Below are 19,482 nucleotides of genomic sequence, written 5' to 3' on the forward strand. Positions count from 1 at the left end.
CCAACAGATCCAGGTTATTTTCGAATTACAATCAGATAGAGCAAATGGATTCGAACCCATAACTTCTCTAAACCGGTCCCGCGCCCCCTCTTTCCTCCCCTTGTAGACGTTTTTCTACACTTTGCCAATAAAAAACACTGGCTACCAGATTCAAATTGAATGTAGCAGCATTAAATTCCGGAAATGCATTGGTATGGCACCAGATTTTGACATATAACCTAAGAGCCATTCATTTATGCTATGCTTTACAGATACGCCTGCTTCATATTCGTGTTCATCGCTTTTACCAACAGCCGCTGCACCCAGTCGGTTGATGCGGGCATTCCCTATAAAAGCCCCGATGGATACGACCTCAACAAACCTTACTTATTGAAATTACCTGTAGAGCTGGATGAGATCTCGGGCGTGGCATTTTACGGCCGCGACACCAGCGTTTTCGCCATTGGCGATGAGTTTGGCTATTTATACAAAATACCGCTAACCAAAGGCAACCCCATTCAAAAATGGAAGTTCTCGAGCCTCGGCGATTATGAAGACCTGGTTATGGTCGACAAAGTATTTTATGTATTGCAAAGCAATGGCAATATCACCGCCTTTACATTCGATGATCATAATCAGATCCTCACCCAGTTAAAAGAATTTCCGGCCAGCGGTAATGAGTTTGAGATCTTATACTTCGACCCCCATATCTTTAAACTCATACTGCTTTGCAAAGACTGTGGAACCGATAAAAAGAAAGCCCTTACAGCTTTCTATTTCAATTTGCTTAATAAACAGTTCGACGACTCTTCTTCCATCAATGTAACGGCCATCGCCAATATGGTAGGAGAAAAAAAGATCAAGTTCAAACCCTCCGCCGCAGCCATACACCCCATTACCGATGAACTATATATTATTTCATCAATCAACAAGTTGCTGGTAATAACCGACAGGAAAGGCAATCCGAAACAAACATTCCCTATCGATGCAACCCTTTTTAAACAACCGGAAGGAATTACATTTACACCGCAGGGAGATCTGATCATCTCAAATGAAGCGGCAGATCGCGGAGCGGCCAACCTCTTATTTTTTAAATACAACAAGAAACCGAAATCATGAAATACCTGTTTGGCTTTATAATGGTATTTGCTGCCCATGTTATTTTCGCTCAAACTAACGACTCAGTTACTGCGCGCATTATCTTAATTGGCGATGGAGGCGCATTGATAAACGGCAAACACCCGGTTGCGTCCGCTGTTAAAAACCAGCTTCTTCCCGATAAAAAAACAACTATCGTTTACCTGGGCGATAATTTATACCGTCACGGTCTGCCCGATGAAGGAAATGTGAATTATGTACTATCGAGAACCGTTTTGGATTCGCAAATAGCGGTAGCCGCCAACACACCCGCACATGTTTATATGATCCCCGGCAACCACGACTGGTCGAACGGCGGAGCCGATGGCTGGGCATCGCTGCTGCGCCAGGAAGCCTATGTAAACCTGATGCGGGAAAAGAATGTTGAGTTTCTTCCCAGTGAAGGTTGTCCAGGACCGGTAGAAGTTCCTATTGGAAACGATGTGGTTATGGTCGTATTCGACAGCCAGTGGTTCTTACACCCGCACGACAAACCCGGTATTGAATGGGACTGCCCATGCAAAACGGAAAGCGAATTCAAACTACAGCTGCAGGAAATACTGCAAAAGAACTATAACAAACTTATAATAATGGCCTGCCATCACCCATTCATGAGCAATGGCATCCATGGCGGTTACTTCGGTATAAAACAACATATTTTCCCCTTCACCGATCTAAGAAAGAAATTATACATCCCGCTTCCGGTAATTGGCTCCATTTATCCTATCAGCCGCAGTGTGTTCGGCAGCCCGCAGGATATCAGTTACCCCGCCTATACCAACATGGTAAATACAATTCGGGCAGAAACAAGACAGCACCCAAATGTGATCTATGCTGCCGGCCACGATCATAGTTTACAATTATTACAGGATACCAGCCATTACTACATAGTGAGCGGCAGCGGTTGCCAAACCAGCCGGGTTGAAAACAGCAAAAATTCTCTATTTACAGAAGCGGTTTTGGGGTTTGCGGTACTGGAGGTGTCGAAGAACAAGAACGTAACGGCTAAGTTTTACTCTGTCAATGCCGATTCGGCCACCGCCACGGAAACATTCGCAAAAAATATAATCGACTTTTCCAAACCGCCGGCTCTTGCTAAAGATACCGCTCAATTAAAAATACCGCCCTACACAGATTATTACGTAGCAACTGCCAGCAAACAGTATACAAATCCCTCAACCATGAGGAAACTGATCCTGGGAAAAAATTACCGTGATGTTTGGTCGCAGCCGGTAAAACTGAAAGTTTTCAGGCTGAAAGAAGAGCACGGCGGCTTTAAGATAAAAGCCATGGGTGGCGGTAAACAAACCAAATCACTTACGCTGGAAGATAAAAACGGCAAACTGTGGTCGCTCCGCACAATTGATAAAGACCCCGAAATGGCGTTGCCCGAAAACCTGCGCAATACGGTAGCTTCGGAAATAATACAGGACATGATCTCTGCAGCGCATCCTTATGCGCCGCTGCCGGTTGCAGCACTGGCTAAAGCTGCAAACATCCCGCATGCCAAGCCCGAATTCTTCCTGGTGCCCAATGATGTTGACTTTGGTAGATACCGCCCCGTATTTGCCAACAAAGTTTGCATGCTCGAGGAAAAAGACGCCTCCTGGGATGGAAGCGATACCAAAAGCACCATCACCGTTTTCAACAACATCATCGAAGACAACGACAAACGCGTAGTGCAAAACGAAGTATTGAAGGTTCGCCTGCTCGATATTCTCATTGCAGACTGGGACCGCCACTTCGATCAGTTTAAATGGGGCGTTCGTGACACCGGTGAAGGGAAATTGTACTATCCTATTCCAAAAGACCGCGATCAGGCTTTCTTTCGTTCCGAAGGCTGGCTGGTTGATTATGTATCGAAAAAGCGCCTGCCTTTCTTAAAAGGGCTGCGTTACAAAATACCCGATGTAATTCACCTTACAGCAGTATCAAAAGATTTCGACCGCCTGTTCCTGAACGATATCGACCGCAAAGAATGGGATTCGGTAACCACCGTTTTCAGGAAACAACTACCCGATACCGTCATTATCGATGCAGTGAAAAAAATGCCGCCCGAGATCTATGCGCTCAATGGCAAAAAGATCACTGACAAACTCATTAGCCGCCGTAATGAACTTGGCAAGGCATCTTTAAAGTATTATGACTTTCTCGCCAAACAGGTTAACATATTGGGAAGTAATGAAAAGGAACTGTTCAAAGTTTTTAATGAAGGAAAGAACATTCGCGTACAGGTATTGTCCCGCCAGGGAAAAGACAGCGGCTTTGTCATGTACGACCGTTTATTCGATCCCAATAGAACGAAAGAATTACGGTTTTACGGTTTTCGGGGAAACGATAAATTCGATATAAATGCCAAAACCACCGACAAAACGTTCTTTAGAATTATTGGCGGAAAAGGCGATGATACCTTTCATATAAACAGCAATATCAAAAGTTATGTATACGACCTGAGCACCGAAAAGAATTTTTTAGCAAAGGGCGGTAATACAAAACCCCGTTTCAGCACCGACACAAAAGTGAATGATTATGATATCAATGAATTCCAGTACGATATTTTTCACTTCCCCCGTATAAACGTTGGCTGGAATGCCGATGACGGATTTATGTTTGGCTTTGGTTTATGGTATCGCCGCTATGGCTGGCGTAAAAAGCCTTATTCATCAGAACAACGGTTATCGGCACTCTTTGCGGCCGCACATCGTGCATCCCAGGTTAAATACCGCGGCTTGTTTGTGGATGTATTTCCCAAATGGGATATCGTTGTGAATGCAGAACTGATGAACCCGGCATTGAATAATTTTTTCGGTTTTGGCAATAACACTAAAGTAAGCGAAGACACTACTATACGATACTACAGAGCACGATTTAAGAACGTTGCTGCGGATGTGCTTTTCAGAAAAAAGATTGCCGGTGTGTTCAGTGTTTTTGCCGGCCCTTCGTTTTACCATTACTGGAACGAACAGGACAGGAATAAAGATTATATCCTCGGTAAGCCATCTCTCGTTGGCCTCGATTCATCAAATATCTATTCCGTAAAATCCTATGCCGGCGCCAAACTGGGCTTCTATATAAATAACCTCAACGATGAGTTGTTTCCCACGCGGGGTATAAGCTGGTTATCGACGTTTACGCAAATGCAGCCGCTCAATGACAACAGTTCGCCATTGACCAAACTGGAATCTGACATGACAGTATATGCAAGCATGAGCTTTCCGGCAAGATGGGTAACTGTTTTACGGGTTGGCGGCGGCCACATTTACAGCGACAGCCTCGAATATTTTCAGGCGCTCACTTTAGGTGCAAACAACTTTCTGCGGGGTTTTAGAAAAAATCGTTTCGCCGGTACCGGACTGGCCTATGCAAGCCTCGAGTTCCGCGTAAAACTCTTCGACAGCAAATCGTATGTATTTCCCGGGCAGGTAGGTTTGGTAGCATTTAACGATATCGGCCGGGTTTGGTTGAAGGGAGAAAGAAGCCGCTTATGGCACTATGCATATGGCGGCGGGTTTTATTACGTACCATACAACATGGTGCTGGTATCTGCTACTGTTGCCTTATCCAATGAAGAGCGCCTGGTGAATTTTACATTGGGCACCAAATTGAATTTAACATTTTAATACTGTTGGTATGTCCACATATAATGCACTGTTGATAGATACGGAAAATTATGTAAAAGGCCTGTTTAAGCAACATAACCAGTCGAACCTGGTTTTTCATAATCTCGAACATACAGAAAGCGTTGTTGAAAGAGTTCGGGAAATAGCCTCGCATTACCAGTTACCCGATAAAGAGCTGCTTGAATTATCTATTGCCGCCTGGTTTCATGATACGGGTCATTTAATGGCCGACCCTGCCGGTCATGAAGAAAAAAGTGTGCAGTTGATGGAAGCGTTCCTGAATAGCAGAACCGATGATGAAGAATTGGCAACCAATATAGCCAATCTGATACGCATCACTAAATTTCCGCCTGTTCCGCAGTCATTACCCGAAATGATCATTTGCGATGCCGACACCTATCATTTCGGCCTCGACGATTTTAAACAAACCAACAAGGCCATGAAGAAGGAACTGGTGCTGCGCAACATGAACACCCTGGTAATGGACTGGGAACACAACAGCCTTGAACTACTGGAAAAGCACCAGTTTTACACCGCGTATTGCATTGAGCTGCTGCAAAAAGGTAAAGAAAAAAACATTCGCCGGCTACATAAAAAGATAGGCTCCCTTGAAGGTAAGAACGTAAGCCATACGCTGATCCCTGCAACCGAAGACAAAGAAGAAGCCAACAAAAGAAAAAACTCATTTGTAGCAAGAGGCATTCAAACCATGTTGCGGTTAACATCGGAAAATCATGTAGAGTTAAGTAACATGGCAGACGGGAAAGCGAGCATACTGATCAGCGTGAATGCAATTATCATCTCCGTCATTCTTTCCGTATTGATCCGGCGTATTGAAGTAGACACCCATTTAACCATTCCCACTTTTATTTTCCTGGCGTCATCACTGGCAACCATTATAATCGCCATTATGGCTACGCGGCCAAAAGTATCTACAGGTAATTTCAGCCGGGAAGACATTTTAAATAAATCTACCAACCTGCTATTCTTTGGCAACTTTTATAAAACAAAAGTGAACGAATACCAGTGGGCCATGAATACCATGATGCGCGACCCCGATTACCTTTACAGTTCTTTGATCATGGATATTCATCAGCTGGGCGTTGTGCTGGCCAGAAAATACAAACTTATCAGGCTGGCGTATACTGTATTTATGATCGGTTTATTTATTTCGGTGCTGGCCTTCATGTTAGCCATAATGATGCATACCCCCCAACAACCGGTAATAAATTCAACCGTTTCACCATACAGTTAATATATGAAACCCTTTGGGCGTGTAATAATCAGAATGGGCGTCATCAGCAAGTACCGTATCAAACAGGTGCTGGTGATTGCCTTACTGTGGACCATCATCGATACCGGTATTTATTTGTATAAATTTTACAACGATCATATCGATGAAACAGTTCGCCCGTACGACATGCATTCATGGGTGGTACTCTTGTTACGCTCGGGGCTTATATTCTGCATTTGCCTGTTAATGGCCTACCTGCTTACATACCAGTTAAAACACCTGGTAAGAAATCTGCCGTTATGGTTAAGCCTGGTAATAAAAAGCATTATAATGGTTGCAGCAGCTTTTTTACTCAACTACATTTTACATTTCACCTACATCTGGCTAATTGAAAAAGAACCGCTGACAACCGAACTGGGCCAATCGTATTACAAGATATTTCAAACATCTCTTTTCGTGAGCCAGATGATCCGCTGGCTGATCATTTTCTTAATTACGATCCTGATAATTGAAGTGAATGAAAAATATTCACCCGGTGTTTTCTTCGATATTCTCGCCGGCCGGTATTTAACGCCCAAAAATGAGAAAAGAACGGTCATGTTCATCGACCTGGTCGATTCAACCGCTATTGCCGAACAGCTGGGTCACAAAAAATATTTCCGGTTTATCCGCGACTTCATATATTTTATTTCAGTAGCGTTACTTGAGAACGACGGGCAAATATACCAGTACGTAGGTGATGAAGTAGTGGTAAGCTGGACAGTAAAAAAGCCGAATGCCAACAGAAAATGCCTGCAGGCCCTGCTCGATTGCAAACGCATATTACAACGCAATAAAAACTACTTTAAAAAACAGTATGGAGTTATACCTGAGTTCAGAGCAGGTATACATACCGGTGAAGTTACCATTGGTGAAATTGGCGTCATTAAAAAAGACCTGGCCATGAGCGGCGATACCATGAATACCGCAGCCCGCCTCCGTTCCGCAACCAGCGAACTGAATGAAAAAGTGATCATCTCGAAAGACTTTGCAGCTCAAACAAATTTAAAGAACTGGAATGCAGTGAATTTAGGCCAGATAGACCTGAAAGGAAAAGAGTCTGCCATGGAACTATTCGCGCTTAAATTCTAAATACATGGATAAAGCTGTTGCCATTTTTCCCCATTGGCTGTATAAACACAAAAAAATGTAAAGGCGCATAATAATTGCTTATAGTTCTATAAATGTTTATTATGAATATGATCAAACAGATTTTAACAATTACCGGCAGCGCGTTCATCATTGCAAGCTGCCAGGAAGCCAGCAACACAAATAGTATAAACGCCGACTCTATGGCAACAGAACAACCAGCAGTTGATAACTCACAAACCAACAATACAAAATATGTTGACCTGAATAGCGGCCAACCGGTTGACCTGTATTATGATTCAAAAAAGAAGAAAACCTATTCTGCAGGCAACGATGAACCCGTTGACCTGTACGTAAACGTAGCAACAGGCGATACTATTTATGGCGAAGGCCGATATGTTGTAAACAATTATATTGTTAAAACAGAAGACGGTAAATATAAACTCGACAACAGGAAAATAAAGATCGATGGCGATGAGATCAAGATCAAGGAAGGCGATAAGAAATTCAAAATAGAAGAAGGTGAAATGAAGATAAAGGATGGCGATACAAAGCTGAAAGCCGATGCAGATGAAATGAAGATGAAAACAGAAGATATGAAGACGAAAACAGAAGAGGGAGAACAAACAAAGACAAAGAAAGACTAATTACGCAGAACGCTTAGCGCCAAACGCAACGCCAATGCAGCCAATCAGGCTTTGTATTGTATTAATCAAAGACGCGTCATACTTATCAGAGTGTGGCGCGTCTTTTTTTTTTGGTGGGACCTCTATAAATACAAATGTACCTTTTCCGGCATTCCTGCAATCATACTACCAGACCACCGGCTTTTGATTTCATGGATCAATGGCTAGACTCAAATTTTCAATTGGTGCCGCTTTTCCACATCTTAATTCATATTAATGCCATTTTAACATCGCATAATTATTGCTTATAATATGAAAAACAAACCATGAATACCATAAAGCAACTCTTAACAATTGCGGGCTGTATGCTGGTAATGGCAAGCTTCCGCAATACCAGCGATATAAGTTATATCGCATCAGCAAAATATCCTGCCGTTGTTGATACAGTACCCAAAAAACCTGGCGACACAGTTCCTAAAGGTAACAGACCCGACTCAATGCCAGGGAGCGATACAACCGCAGCCGATACCATGTCAACAGCCAGCAGGTACACCGATCTGAGTACGGGACAACCGGTTGATCTGTATTACGATCCAAAGACAAGAATAACATACTCGTTAATTACGAATGAACCGGTGGATTTTTATGTCGAAATGAATTCAGGCGATACCATTTATGGAAGAGGCAGGTATGTTGTAAACAATTATATAGTTAGATCAGCTGATAGCTCTTACAAGCTCGATGAAGGCAAAGTAAAGATCGATAAAAAAGAAATTAAGATCAAGGACGGCAATAAGAAATGGAAAATGGATAAAAGCGAAATGAAGATCAAGGATGGAAATATGAAAGTTAAAGCAGATAGCACAGACGCTAAAATGAAGAGCGATGATATGAAGAAAAAGATGGATGATGGCCGAATGAAGTCAAAGAATGATTAACAATACACGTAGCGTAAAAATATGCTCATCTGGTATGTCATATAAACAGCAATCCCTCCGATGAATTGGAGGGATTGCTGTTTATAATGTGTGAATGATTTAATTAACTCTACCCAGCATTTCCTGCAACTTCATTACCAGTTCTGTTTTGGTAATAGGCACGCCCATGATCTTATTATAACCCTTGGCATCTACAAAATACTGATCACGGATGATCTTGATCAATTGTCCGTTATTGATCTCGGGTATCAGTACCTGGTCGAAATTCTTCAAAATGGCGCCCAGGTTTTTAGGGAAGGGCCGTACATACCGTAAATGCGCATGGCTAACGGCATAACCCTGCTGTTGCATTTCAGCTACAGCGCTTTTTATGGCGCCATAGGTACTACCCCAGCCCAGCACCAGTATTTTACCGGTTTCTGGTCCGCTGTCTAACGTTTGTTCAGGTATATGATCGGCAACTTTATCAACTTTCTCCTGTCTTATCTTCACCATTAACTGGTGGTTTTCGGGATCATAGCTAACATTACCGGTATTGTTTTGTTTTTCCAAACCACCAATGCGGTGCTCGAGGCCCGGCACACCGGGAATAGCCCAGGGGCGTACCAGTTTCTCATCGCGCAGATAAGGTTGGAATTTATCTTCTCCATGCCCCAGTTCCGTTTTAAATTTAACAGTTATCGGCGGCAGGTCATCGCTTTTGGGGAAACGCCAGGGCTCAGCGCCATTGGCAATATACCCATCGCTCAGGAAGATCACCGGCGTCATATGCTGTATAGCGATACGCACCGCCTCGTATACCGCGCCAAAACAATCGCTCGGCGTACTGGCCGAAACGATCGGCATGGGGCATTCGCCATTACGGCCATAATAAGCCTGTAACAGGTCGCTTTGTTCGGTTTTGGTAGGTAACCCGGTGGAGGGACCGCCACGTTGAACATCGATGATGAGCAATGGAATTTCCAGCATTACAGCCAGGCCCATTGCTTCGCCTTTCAATGCCATACCAGGGCCTGATGTGGTTGTTACACCCAGTGAGCCGCCATAGGCTGCACCAATGGCCGATGTGATACCGGCAATTTCATCTTCGGCCTGGAAGGTCTTTATTCCAAAATTTTTATAACGGCTTAGTTCATGTAAAATATCGGAAGCGGGTGTAATGGGATAAGTACCGAGGAACAATTGCAAACCGCTTTTCCGGGAAGCTGCAATTAAGCCATATGCCGTTGCCTGGTTACCCATGATGGAACGGTATTCGCCTGCTTCCATCCGCGCTTTATCAACTTTGTAGCGGGTAGTGAAGGTTTCGGTAGTATCGCCAAAATTATAACCGGCGCGTAATGCTTTTACATTGCTTTCGAGGATCTCAGGTTTTTTATGAAACTTGTCGGTCAGGAACCGGATGGTGTTTTCCATATCGCGGTTATACATCCAGTAGAGGAAACCCAGCACAAACATGTTCTTGGCACGGTCCTTTTCTTTTGTGCCCATGGTAATTTCCTTCAACGCTTCGCGGGTCATTTTGGTAACATCCATTCTGATGACCTCGTAATTCTCAAGGCTGCCATCTTCGAGCGGGTTTATGCCATCGGGATAGTTGGCCAGTCGCAGGTTCTTGGTATCGAAACCATCGGTATTGGCTATTATTTTACCGCCCTTCTTCAAGGCCTTCAGGTTCGCTTTCAATGCCGCTGCATTCATGGCAACCAGTACATCACATTCATCACCGGGAGTAAATACCCGGTCGCTCGAAAACCGTAACTGGTAACCACTCACACCAGGCAGGGTACCCTGTGGAGCGCGTATTTCGGCCGGAAAATCAGGAAAAGTGGCAAGGTCAATGCCCAGCAACGCAGTATTGTTAGTAAACTGAGTACCGGTTAACTGCATCCCGTCTCCGGAATCACCGGCAAATTTGATCACTACATCCTGCAGGACCTGTTCTTTACGAATCATTTGTCTGTTGTTCTAGTTAGTTTGCAAAATTAGTATAAGTTAAGACAGATTGTTGACTTTATTGTCCCTGGTTTAAGGCTTTCGCAACGACTCTTTTTGCCCTAATGCACGCCCGGCAAGGTTTGCGCCCGGTTTACGATAAGCGGAAAATGATATAGCGGTTTGATTTTCTGATGGTTCCGCCACCCAACCCACCCGTACAGCCATTTATTAAGCAGCCCAAATATTAGGTTTTTTGCGTATTCGGTGGTCCATTCACCATTGACCATTCACCATTCACGATTTACACATTCTTTAACCCAAACCGCTTTTTAAATACGCTGCGCTAATTATAATTTCATACAACTAAAATCCCCGCAACAATTATGGAAACAAATGCTGAGGAAGGCGATTCTAATACCGCCGCCTTCTTTTATCGGCCCCTTATGCTCTTATTGGTATTGATAACAACCACCAAAACCACCCGCGAGGGTAAATTAAACCATCTACAAAACAATGTGCCCAACGACCAGCCTAAAGAAGAAACGGTCAGGGCATCGCCACCCAAAAAGAAAAAGAAGAAGATCTATCTCACCTTCGATGACGGCCCCAACAGAGGCACCCGAAAAGTTTTAAGCATCGCCCAGCAGGAACTGGTTCCGGTTACATTCTTTATCATTGGCGAGCATGTATTTGCCAGCACTTCGCAACATGCCACATTCGATAGTTTGCGAATAGCCGACTCCATTGAGTTGTGCAACCACAGCTACACCCATGCACATAATCGTTATGAACGCTTTTATCGGCAACCCGATTCCGTTGTAAAAGATTTCATGCGCTGCCACGACAGCCTCGATCTTAACAACACGATCGTACGAACGCCGGGCAGAAATATCTGGCGTGTTGATACGCTCACATTTACCGATCTGAAAAAAAGCGCCGCTGCCGCCGATTCGTTACAAAAGGCCGGGTTTACCATTATGGGCTGGGACCTTGAATGGCATTACGATCACAAAACATTCACGCTTAAAAACAGATCGGCCGACCTCATGCAGGAGATCGACAGCCTGTTCGCGCATAACAGAACAAAAGTACCCGAACACCTGGTGGTGCTGGCCCACGATCAGGTATATGATGACCCCGATGACAGTTGCGAACTGCACGAGCTTATCAAAACCTTAAAAAAACGGGAAGAATATGAACTGGTGGTTGCCAGTAAGTATCCGGGAGTTAAAGCACCGCAGTGATTTATACTATCCTTTCAATATCCGAACGGTAATATTCAATTGACCAGTATGGCGCATGGTATGTTCCGCAGCATGGAACAATAAACCCAAAACGGTCGACGGCAGTTGCATACGGCCAACGCCTCTTGGCTCGGTGAGCCTGGTTTCATCAATGGTCTTCAGCATTTCAATTGATGAATGTATTTGCTCATCCAGCTTATTGAGCAGCAATGGAATGTTGATGCCTTCTGCCTGCACGCCTTCCGCTTTCAGGTATTCCAGTTGCTGCGAAGTCAGCTGCCGGCCGGCTGCATAGGTAAATAACCGGTTGAGCACGCCTGCTATGTGTTGTAAATGAAAAGCGGGCGATGCTACCCCTGCAGGGCGCTGCCAAAGCAGGTCAACAGGAAAGTCGTTCATCATTTCATGGATCTCTTCCTTTGCCTGTAATAAAGCATGAGCTACCGGCTGCAGCAATGCGGGTATACCGTCCAATGCACCGCGCAGCCAAACTTCAGGTTGATTCGTTTTTGCCATAGTGGGAAAATGAGACGATAAAGGTACAACCATGTTCTTCTAAAAAAGCAAATGCCGTTCCGGTAACGCGGAACGGCATTTTTATATTTGTTTGCTATGATCTTAATAAGGCTTCAACGACTGATAAATTGCATCATGCACTTTAGGGCGAACACTCATGCGCAGGAATTTGTTTACATCGGCACTGTTAACCCGGTTCGAAAGAAATACGAATATGAGGTTGTATTTAGGATCAACCCAGAAACAGGTGCCGGTAAAACCGGTGTGGCCAAAGGTTTGCGGCGAAGCATAAGTACAGGGATATGGCTCCGGGCGGTTTGCGTTATCTTTCTCAGGTTTATCGAAACCTAAACCCCTGCGGCTGATGCTGCTATGATACTGGTTGAAATATTCAACGGTTTTACGGCTGAAAAAATTCTGTCCGTTCAATACGCCGCCGTTCATCAGCATTTGAGCCAGCACACCCACTTCATAGGCATTACTGAACAAACCGGCATGCCCGGCCACGCCGCCAAACATGGCTGCGCCGGGATCATGTACATAACCATGTATAAGCTGGGCGCGGAATTCTTTTTCGCGCTCGGTTGGTGCAATATAATCGAGCGGAAACCGCTGCGCCGGGTTAAAGCCTGTTGTAGCCAGGTTCAGTTTATCATAAAACGTTTTCTTTACATACTGATCGAGCGGCATATGCGTAATGGCCTCCACGATCTTGCCGAGGTAGATATAATCGTTATCGCTGTAAATGTATTTACCATGCGGCGCCAGCTCGCTTTTCAGAATGCGGTTCATCATGGTATCTTCCCAATTTTTTCTGATATATAAGTTCGCAGCTACAGGAACATTATATACCGAATCGGGCGAAGAACGGTATAATGCAGAAAGCGGCAGATGGCCGTTCGAGGCGTCGAGCGTTTCGCGGTAAAAAGGAATGAATGATTTCAACCCGGCCTGGTGCAACAGGATATCCCACAACTTCAATGGCGCTTTGTTACTGCCGCGCACGCGGGGTAAATAATCGCCCAGCGTCTTTTGCAGATCGAGTTTGCCTTCATCGTATAACTTCATTACCGATAAGGTAGTTGCCATGATCTTGGTAACCGAAGCAAGATCGTAGATGGTTTCAGGATATACCGGTTCTATGCTGTCGTAGGTAAGATAACCAAATGCTTTTTCATAGGCTATTTTACCATCTTTTGCCACCAGCACTACTGCGCCGGGAATGGCTTTTTGTTTAATTGCGTCATTTACTATAGAATCGATAGAGGTGGTGAGTTTAGCCTCATTAAAACCCAACTGGCTGGCAGGAATGGAAGGCAGCAGCCGTTTTGCAATAATACCATCGCCAAATTTAAAAGAAGGGCAAACGGTTACCGGCAATTTACCACCGGCCATAAAACGGCCGTGCAGCAGGTCGCAGGCTATTGTTTGGGTAATATCATCATCTTCATAAGCAGCTACCAAAACCCGTGCATCGCACATATTTTTTATAGCATAGGGGTTGCCGAATACAAAAGTGATGGTCTTTTGTTGTTGTTGCAATCCCTGCATCAAATACAGCGCAGGTTTACTGATGCCGAAGTTGTTGGCAGGATAGCGGGCAAACTTATGCACGCCAATGATCACAACATCATACTGCTCTTTCAATTGTTGCAGCATTGGCGCCACTGCAGAACTGTCTTTCTTATAATCGAAATAAAATACCTGCGCATTATAATCACGGCGAACATGTTCGGCAAAAACATTATCCTGTGTTAAGCCCACACCAACATAAGCAACCCGTTGTCCTTTGAACAAAGGGAAAATTGCCGGGTCATCATTGCGTAACAGGGTAAGCGCGTTTTTGGCAATGGCCCGGCGCGTTGCAGCTACCTTGCTGTTAAGATCGGCCGTGAGGTTAGCCGTATCGACCGGGCGCCAGTTAGCCAGTCCATACCGGTACTTGGCGTATAACACTTTTCTTACGTGCTCATTGATATCGCTCCAGTGTAATTTTCGTTTGCGAATGGCCTTACGAACTTTTTTAATACTGCCGGGAATATCGCCGGGCAGGCACAGCATATCGTTACCGGCGATCAACGCCTCACGCGAGGCCTCGCCATCGGGAAAATATTTGGCCACCCCCTTCATTTCAAGGGCATCGGTAAATGTTAAGCCGTTATAATTAAGCTCCTTACGCAGCAGTTGCGTAACACTGTTATATGAGATGGAAGTAGGCCTGTGCATACTACTGTCAATAGAGGGTATGGCTAAGTGCGCCACCATAACGCTGCCGACGCCGGCTTTGAAGATCTGTTCAAAAGGATACAGCTCCATGGAATAGAGCTCAGATTTCGACTTATTGATAACAGGCAGATCGTAGTGGGAGTCAACATCAACATCGCCATGACCGGGAAAGTGTTTGGCGCATCCCATAACCCCAACGTCCTGCATGCCTTTCATATAGGCAATACCGTATTCGGCTACCTTGTATTTGTCTTCCCCGAATGAGCGGTCGTTGATAACGGGGTTATTGGGATTATTGTTTATATCAACCACCGGTGCATAATTCACCTGAATGCCTATTCGTTTGCATTGTTCGCCCACCACCCGGCCGTATTCATAAATCAGCGACTGGTTCTGAACTGCGCCCATCATCATTTGCCGGGGAAGGCCAAGAACGCTGTCCATACGCATGCCAACCCCATTTTCGGCATCTATGGTCACCAGTAACGGGGTTTTGGCAACCGCCTGTAAACGGTTCAGGATGGTAGCCTGTTTAACCGGCGCACCCTGAAAAAGACATAACCCGCCAATATTGTATTTGCGAATGGCCGCTTCAACCTCTTTATCGTAAAATACGATCGTACGGTCGGCACCGATCGACGAAACCCGCACCACCATCAACTGGGCTATTTTCTGATTTTTTGATAACGTTCTGAAAACACTGTCAACCCAACGATCGGCAGCCGGATCACCCGAAGAACGCTGTGCCATAACCTGACTGCAAACCAAACTGACCAATAGAAAAGAACCAATAGTTTTGAACATATTCCTCATGTACATGAAGTGATTTTAATAAGGCAGAAATGAGCACCAAATTTAGTGTTAATAAGGGTTTGGATCCATTAAAATTCTTCTAATATTGCGTGCGTTTTTATGCGCGCGAAAGGCTGTAACCCATTGATCTTACAGCAGAAAAGCTGAATGTTGTAACCAAAATGCCTGCCAGGTTCGCTGTATTAAGGACTTGTTTTACTGCAGGCTTTTGAGCGCTGGAATATGCAATCAAATAATCTTACATTTGCCCCACCAAAAACCAGGAGTAGCCATTGGCCGATATCATTCAATTATTGCCCGACAACATTGCCAATCAGATCGCTGCCGGCGAAGTGATTCAGCGGCCAGCCAGCGCCGTAAAGGAGTTGCTGGAAAATGCCGTTGATGCCGGCGCCAGTGAAATTAAATTAATTATCCAGGATGCCGGTAAATCACTGGTACAGGTAATTGATAATGGGAAAGGCATGAGCGAAACCGATGCCCGCATGTGTTTTGAGCGCCACGCTACCTCCAAGATCCGCAATATCGACGACCTGTTTCACATAAAGACCATGGGGTTCAGGGGCGAGGCATTGGCTTCCATAGCCGCCGTAGCCCAGGTTGAACTGAAATCGAAACGTGCCGATGATGAAACAGGCACCTATATAGAAATTGAGAACAGCATGGTAAAAACGCAGGAACCGGTGGCCGCCACCAATGGTACCAGTATTGCCATGAAGAATTTGTTCTTCAATGTGCCCGCCCGCCGAAACTTTTTAAAAAGCAATGCCGCCGAAATGCGGCACATCGTTGATGAGTTTATGCGGGTGGCCCTGTCGTTCCCCAATATCTTCTTCTCGCTTACCAGCGGTAACCAGCAGATATTCCATCTCGAAAAAGGGAGCCTGAAACAACGTATAGTACAGGTGCTGGGCCAGCACTATAATGCCCGGCTGGTAACCGTTCAGGAAAAAACAGATTACCTGAACATTTACGGGTTTGTAGGCAAACCCGATACGGCCAAAAAAACACGCGGCGATCAATACTTTTTTGTAAATAACCGGTTCATCAGAAGCGCTTATTTAAACCATGCGGTAATGAGCGCATTCAAGGAAATGATTCCGGCCGATAGTTTTCCGCTGTATGCACTTTTCATTGATCTCGACCCCGCTCAGGTTGATATAAACGTGCATCCTACCAAACAGGAGATCAAGTTCGAAGATGAAAAGATCGTATATGCATTTGTGCAGGCAGCCGTTAAACACGCCCTGGCCCAGTTCAGCATTACCCCTACACTCGAATTCGATCTCGATCCCAATATTCAAAAGCTCGACGCCTTAAATAAGCCATTTACCGACGATAAAAAGGATGCCGCACTTTCTTCCGGCCTTGCCAAAGACTTTACACATAAGAACTCGGCCCATTTTATTCAACCTACCGATAAAAGCGAATTGAGGCACTGGAAAGATTTTTATGAACCGGGGGCAGATCAACCGGCAACAGGCGACAGGCAGGCAAATGAAAAACAGCACCCAGACTACGGCGGCTTTTCCTTCAATTCACAAAAAGAAGAAAAGTTTGAGTCGCTACTTGATAAACTAAAAAAACAGGACGGCGGTGACAGGCAGATACCTGCCCATAATTATACTCCGTTTGCGAAACAACTGGTAGATGATAATGCCCTGCTTTTTCAACTGCAAAGCACTTACATAGTGGCGCCAACAGCCCGCGGCTTTATGCTTATACATCAGCAACTGGCGCATGAGCGTATCCTGTACGAACGTTTTGCGGCAGCCACAAATGGTAAAAGCATTGCAACCCAACGCAGCCTGTTTCCGGTTACCCTGCAATTATCGGCTTCCGATGCAGTATTGCTGCAGGAATTGACCGGTGATCTTAACCAGCTGGGTTATCATATTGAGCCGTTTGGCTCCAATGCATTCGTAATACAGGGAACCCCGGCCGATGTATCAACCGGCAATGAAAAGCTGGCAATAGAAAGTATTCTGGAACAATTCAAACATTTCAGCAGCGACCTCAAATTTTCGCGCCGCGAAAAACTCATTCGCTCACTGGCCTGGCAGCAGGCAATAAAACCCGGTACGCCGCTTGCGCTGGATGAAATGCGCGCACTCACAACCGACCTGTTCAAATGCGGGCAACCGAATGTTACTGCCAGCGGCAATCCAACTTATATTGAGTTTAAAAAAGACTACCTCGAGCAATTATTTAAGCGTTAACAACGATTGCCCTTTACTCTTTTTTCTCTTTTTGTCTTCCCAGATGTTATATCGCAGATAAAACTGAAGGCTTTTATTTTTATCGAACTGGTAGGCCGAAGCAGGTGTAACCTGAAAGCTTACATAGTTATTGAAAGCCTGGCTGTATTGCAGGCCCACCGTAAACCGGCTCCAGTAATAGCTCATATCTACCAGCAGCCGCAATTCATTGCCGTTCAACAGGCGTGAAAGCGAGTCGTTCCTGAACCTTGTATAATAATCCTCTACCACATATTCCTGTGCCGGCCCTACAGGAGTTACTATGCGTTTGACCTTTTCATAATGGGCAATACCGCTTAACAGGGAAGAATACTGCAAACCGGTTCCCATATAAAAGTTCTTCAACGGACTGTGATAGATCGTGAGCGGCAGGTTGAAGTAATACAACTTACGGGCAGTGATAGAAGTGATCTCCTCGAACCAGTTCGGTCCCGGTTGAAATTGTTTATCCTGGTACATTAAAACCGGTCTTATAAACTGAGGCGCCGAAAACTGCAAACCGGCCTGCACATAGGTTTTATTATTGAAGTGGAACTGAAAATGCGGTGAGGGAATATAATCTGAAATGGTATTTGCACCACCATTCCTGTTATAGCCCAATGGCGCCTGGTCGCCAACCGGAAATCCCATGGGTAACGACAATCCCACAGCAAACATTTTATCCTCCTGTGAATGTGCATTTCGCGACGACTTACTTTTGGAAGTTTTGTTCTTTGCTACCTTATCGGGAAACAGGTCAGCTTCGGTATAGTAAGTGAACTCCCGTTGCAACACACCCGAAGGAGCAATAACAGACGCCCCTGTATAATCGATATGGTAAATTACAGGCGACTCTTTTAATTCAGACCCTGAAGAAGGTTGCGAAGGCAGCGTTATTTTGGGAACATAGATACCCCTGTTATTTGCCTTATGATCCCTTTCAGGTTTATATATATCAGCAGCAGCGCCTTGCTGCGGTTTGCTTCTTCTGGTATTTTTACCCTTATTCGCGGAATTGCCGGTATTCTCTGCCACACGATTATCATTCTCATTGCCGGCAATGAGATTTCTGCCGGGCCGGTTACCGGTTGTGCGGTTATTGGCTGTGCGGTTATTGTTGCCGGTATTGTTACCTGTTTTTACTTTACCGTTCTTTGATCCTGAAGTGTAAATTTTGTTTCTATCTACGGAAGTTTTGTTGTTAAAGTCTGATGGGGTTTCGGTTGCTCCTTTGCTGTTGCTGTTACCGGTTAACAGGTTGGGAGCATTTTCATTATTACCGCTGCTTCTGGCTCTTTCGGCTTCCTCAATAGTTAAGGAATTACGCTGGTTTGCCTTATTGGTAGCGGCAATATCTTTTTTCGATCCCGTACTGTTATCAGTTTCAGTGTACTCACCGTTGGTAACGGGCGGGTTTTTGCCGGCTGTGCCGGAAGTGGATGTATAAGCAGCGCCGGGCAAATTATTATCTGGCTTTGTAGTTCCACCGCCGTTTGGTTCAATGGCCGATGACGAAGCGCCCCCCGGTTCAACATTTTTTTCGGTTGAAGCAACGGAAGGAACATTTTTGCTGTTAACGGTTTTAATGGTGCCTGCAACGGACTCATTACTTTTTTTGGAAAGTAATGTTTTACCCCCGAACCATGTACCTGCCACTATCGCAAAAATTATAGTGCCGGCAACCCACCAGCGGTAAGAACCAAATGGGCCGCCTCCACCCCGAGGCATGTTTTTATCAAGCAACATTTTCATTTGCTGCCAGTTTTGGTCGGGATCGTCAGGTGGCGGATGCTGCACCAGTTTCTCCGCTAAGTGTTTTTCGTATGGATGTTTAAAGTTCATCTCA

At 45.0% G+C, this 19,482-nt stretch carries 12 protein-coding genes; 8 read left to right on the forward strand and 4 right to left on the reverse strand.

Annotation, left to right across the window (positions count from 1 at the left end; genetic code table 11):
- Positions 1–240: 240 nt before the first annotated feature.
- The 6 genes from A4R26_RS02765 (at position 241) to A4R26_RS02790 (ending at position 8,662) form a co-directional block, all read left to right on the forward strand.
- The gene (locus tag A4R26_RS02765) at positions 241–1,098 is read left to right on the forward strand and encodes an SdiA-regulated domain-containing protein (protein ID WP_081159827.1); all 858 of its coding nucleotides are present in this window, start codon (positions 241–243) and stop codon (positions 1,096–1,098) included.
- Positions 1,095–4,736, forward strand: coding sequence for a BamA/TamA family outer membrane protein (locus A4R26_RS02770; protein WP_081159828.1), 3,642 nt, complete (start codon positions 1,095–1,097; stop codon positions 4,734–4,736). The genes A4R26_RS02765 and A4R26_RS02770 overlap by 4 nt, the downstream gene beginning before the upstream one ends.
- A gap of 10 nt (positions 4,737–4,746) precedes the next feature.
- Positions 4,747–5,991, forward strand: coding sequence for a Pycsar system effector family protein (locus tag A4R26_RS02775; RefSeq protein ID WP_081159829.1), 1,245 nt, complete (start codon positions 4,747–4,749; stop codon positions 5,989–5,991).
- Between the two features lie 3 nt (positions 5,992–5,994).
- A complete protein-coding gene (locus A4R26_RS02780) occupies positions 5,995–7,101 on the forward strand; it encodes an adenylate/guanylate cyclase domain-containing protein (RefSeq protein ID WP_081159830.1) in 1,107 nt (368 codons plus the stop codon).
- Between the two features lie 107 nt (positions 7,102–7,208).
- Positions 7,209–7,745, forward strand: coding sequence for a hypothetical protein (locus tag A4R26_RS02785; RefSeq protein ID WP_133054515.1), 537 nt, complete (start codon positions 7,209–7,211; stop codon positions 7,743–7,745).
- A gap of 305 nt (positions 7,746–8,050) precedes the next feature.
- Positions 8,051–8,662, forward strand: coding sequence for a hypothetical protein (locus A4R26_RS02790; RefSeq protein ID WP_081159834.1), 612 nt, complete (start codon positions 8,051–8,053; stop codon positions 8,660–8,662).
- A 99-nt stretch (positions 8,663–8,761) separates the two neighbouring features.
- Here the strand turns inward: A4R26_RS02790 and A4R26_RS02795 are convergent, their stop codons facing one another.
- On the reverse strand, positions 8,762–10,618 hold the full coding sequence (locus A4R26_RS02795; RefSeq protein ID WP_081159838.1) for a 2-oxoacid:acceptor oxidoreductase subunit alpha: 1,857 nt from the start codon (positions 10,616–10,618) through the stop codon (positions 8,762–8,764).
- Positions 10,619–10,983: 365 nt separating this feature from the next.
- On the opposite strand from A4R26_RS02795, the gene A4R26_RS02800 reads away from it, so the two are divergent.
- Positions 10,984–11,844, forward strand: a complete 861-nt coding sequence (locus A4R26_RS02800) for a polysaccharide deacetylase family protein (protein WP_081159843.1) — start codon at positions 10,984–10,986, stop codon at positions 11,842–11,844.
- 6 nt (positions 11,845–11,850) lie between these two features.
- Here A4R26_RS02800 and A4R26_RS02805 read toward each other — a convergent pair whose 3' ends face one another.
- Both A4R26_RS02805 and A4R26_RS02810 read right to left on the reverse strand, forming a co-directional pair.
- The gene (locus tag A4R26_RS02805) at positions 11,851–12,360 is read right to left on the reverse strand and encodes a DinB family protein (RefSeq protein WP_081159847.1); all 510 of its coding nucleotides are present in this window, start codon (positions 12,358–12,360) and stop codon (positions 11,851–11,853) included.
- Between the two features lie 102 nt (positions 12,361–12,462).
- Positions 12,463–15,390: a serine hydrolase domain-containing protein gene (locus tag A4R26_RS02810; protein ID WP_242674800.1), complete on the reverse strand. Its 2,928-nt coding sequence runs from the start codon at positions 15,388–15,390 to the stop codon at positions 12,463–12,465.
- Between the two features lie 281 nt (positions 15,391–15,671).
- Between A4R26_RS02810 and mutL the strand changes: the two genes are divergently transcribed.
- Positions 15,672–17,618, forward strand: coding sequence for a DNA mismatch repair endonuclease MutL (gene mutL, locus A4R26_RS02815; RefSeq protein ID WP_081159857.1), 1,947 nt, complete (start codon positions 15,672–15,674; stop codon positions 17,616–17,618).
- On the opposite strand, the gene A4R26_RS02820 is transcribed toward mutL, so the two are convergent.
- Positions 17,604–19,478 carry a hypothetical protein gene (locus A4R26_RS02820; protein WP_081159861.1) on the reverse strand — a complete coding sequence of 625 codons (1,875 nt, stop codon included), beginning with the start codon at positions 19,476–19,478 and terminating at the stop codon, positions 17,604–17,606. The genes mutL and A4R26_RS02820 overlap by 15 nt on opposite strands.
- Positions 19,479–19,482: the final 4 nt, after the last annotated feature.

The organism is Niastella populi (genome assembly GCF_002078015.1).
GTDB lineage: Bacteria > Bacteroidota > Bacteroidia > Chitinophagales > Chitinophagaceae > Niastella > Niastella populi.